This is a genomic window from Neptunomonas sp. ABH4_499 (assembly GCF_056160565.1).
Genome location: NZ_JBSWXK010000033.1, coordinates 1 through 3,138 on the forward strand (window position 1 = coordinate 1; position 3,138 = coordinate 3,138).

Sequence of the window (3,138 nt, forward strand, 5' to 3'; positions counted from 1 at the left end):
TTAAAGCATCTTAGCTTTAAACGCTCTTTAACAATGTGGATTGATGAAAACAAGTTCTTGTAAATTTATACAAGCGCCAATAGGTGATTTTTATCGTTACAAAACTGTCTCTTGAACAGACGCCTTCGGGTTATATGGTCAAGTGACAAAGCGTGCACGGTGGATGCCTTGGCAGTCAGAGGCGATGAAGGACGTGGTAATCTGCGAAAAGCGTCGGGAAGGTGATAAACGACCTGTGATCCGACGATGTCCGAATGGGGAAACCCACCCAACTTGTTGGGTATCTTTATACTGAATACATAGGTATAGAGAGGCGAACCCGGGGAACTGAAACATCTAAGTACCCGGAGGAAAAGAAATCAACCGAGATTCCCTTAGTAGCGGCGAGCGAACGGGGACCAGCCCTTAAGCTGCTTTGTTGTTAAAAGAACGCTCTGGAAAGTGCGGCCATAGTGGGTGATAGCCCCGTATTTGAAAACATATAAGCAGTGAAATCGAGTAGGACGGGACACGTGTTATCCTGTCTGAATATGGGGGGACCATCCTCCAAGGCTAAATACTCCTGACTGACCGATAGTGAACCAGTACCGTGAGGGAAAGGCGAAAAGAACCCCTGTGAGGGGAGTGAAATAGATCCTGAAACCGTGTACGTACAAGCAGTGGGAGCCGTTTTAGGACGGTGACTGCGTACCTTTTGTATAATGGGTCAGCGACTTACTTTCAGTAGCAAGCTTAACCGAATAGGGGAGGCGTAGGGAAACCGAGTCTTAATAGGGCGTTTAGTTGCTGGGAGTAGACCCGAAACCGGGCGATCTATCCATGGGCAGGTTGAAGGTTGAGTAACATCAACTGGAGGACCGAACCGACTGTCGTTGAAAAGCCAGCGGATGACCTGTGGATCGGAGTGAAAGGCTAATCAAGCTCGGAGATAGCTGGTTCTCCTCGAAAGCTATTTAGGTAGCGCCTCATGTCTCACCATTGGGGGTAGAGCACTGTTTCGGCTAGGGGGTCATCCCGACTTACCAACCCGATGCAAACTCCGAATACCAATGAGTGCAATCATGGGAGACACACGGCGGGTGCTAACGTCCGTCGTGGAAAGGGAAACAACCCAGACCGCCAGCTAAGGTCCCAAAGTTCTAGTTAAGTGGGAAACGATGTGGGAAGGCTTAGACAGCTAGGAGGTTGGCTTAGAAGCAGCCACCCTTTAAAGAAAGCGTAATAGCTCACTAGTCGAGTCGGCCTGCGCGGAAGATATAACGGGGCTCAAACTAGACACCGAAGCTGCGGATGCCATTTATGGCATGGTAGAGGAGCGTTCTGTAAGCCGTTGAAGCGGAAGCCGGGAGGCACCGTGGAGGTATCAGAAGTGCGAATGCTGACATAAGTAACGATAAGGGAGGTGAAAAACCTCCCCGCCGGAAGACCAAGGGTTCCTGTCCAACGCTATTCGAGGCAGGGTGAGTCGGCCCCTAAGGCGAGGCAGAAATGCGTAGTCGATGGGAAACGGGTTAATATTCCCGTACTTGTTATAACTGCGAAGGAGGGACGGAGAAGGCTAGGCCAGCACAGCGTTGGTTGTCTGTGTTTAAGGCGGTAGGCTGAGATCTTAGGAAAATCCGGGATCTTATTAAGGCCGAGAGCTGATGACGATCTCCCATGTGGAGAGAAGTGGTTGATGCCATGCTTCCAGGAAAAGCTTCTAAGCTTCAGGTTATAACGAACCGTACCCCAAACCGACACAGGTGGTCAGGTAGAGAATACCAAGGCGTATGAGAGAACTCGGGTGAAGGAACTAGGCAAAATGGTGCCGTAACTTCGGGAGAAGGCACGCTGGTGACGGTGATCGGATTTACTCCGTAAGCTGTTGTCAGTCGAAGATACCAGGTGGCTGCGACTGTTTATTAAAAACATAGCACTCTGCAAACACGAAAGTGGACGTATAGGGTGTGACGCCTGCCCGGTGCCGGAAGGTTAATTGATGGGGTTAGCTTCGGCGAAGCTCTTGATCGAAGCCCCGGTAAACGGCGGCCGTAACTATAACGGTCCTAAGGTAGCGAAATTCCTTGTCGGGTAAGTTCCGACCTGCACGAATGGCGTAACGATGGCCACACTGTCTCCACCCGAGACTCAGTGAAATTGAACTCGCTGTGAAGATGCAGCGTACCCGCGGCTAGACGGAAAGACCCCGTGAACCTTTACTATAGCTTCACAGTGGACTTTGACATTACTTGTGTAGGATAGCTGGGAGGCTTTGAAGTGTGTACGCCAGTATGCATGGAGCCAATCTTGAAATACCAGCCTGGTACTGTTGAGGTTCTAACTCAGGTCCCTTATCGGGATCGAGGACATTGTGTGGTGGGTAGTTTGACTGGGGCGGTCTCCTCCCAAAGAGTAACGGAGGAGCACGAAGGTACCCTCAGGCTGGTCGGAAATCAGCCAATGAGTGCAAGCGCATAAGGGTGCTTAACTGCGAGACAGACACGTCGAGCAGGTACGAAAGTAGGTGCTAGTGATCCGGTGGTTCTGTATGGAAGGGCCATCGCTCAACGGATAAAAGGTACTCCGGGGATAACAGGCTGATTCCTCCCAAGAGTTCACATCGACGGGGGAGTTTGGCACCTCGATGTCGGCTCATCACATCCTGGGGCTGAAGCCGGTCCCAAGGGTATGGCTGTTCGCCATTTAAAGTGGTACGCGAGCTGGGTTTAGAACGTCGTGAGACAGTTCGGTCCCTATCTGCCGTGGGCGTTTGAGATTTGAGAAGAGTTGCTCCTAGTACGAGAGGACCGGGGTGAACGAACCTCTGGTGTTCCGGTTGTCACGCCAGTGGCATTGCCGGGTAGCTATGTTCGGACGGGATAACCGCTGAAAGCATCTAAGCGGGAAGCCCCCTTCAAGATGAGATCTCACTGGGGCCTTGAGCCCCCTAAAGAGCCGTTCAAGACCAGGACGTTGATAGGCTGGGTGTGGAAGCGTTGTGAGGCGTTAAGCTAACCAGTACTAATTGCTCGTGCGGCTTGACCATATAACGCCAAAGGCGTGTGTATGAGACAGTTAGATAGAAATCACTGTGTGCTTGTAGAGTTAAGATCAGGGCTTAGTAACTAATGAGTAGTGACTAAGACTTGAAAACAA

Annotated in this window: 1 rRNA gene; it reads left to right on the plus strand. The window is 51.0% G+C overall.

The annotated features are described in order from the left end of the window. The first annotated feature begins 136 nt into the window (after positions 1-136). A 23S ribosomal RNA gene (locus tag ACXAF9_RS18080) occupies positions 137-3,028 on the plus strand. The last annotated feature ends 110 nt before the right edge of the window (positions 3,029-3,138 follow it).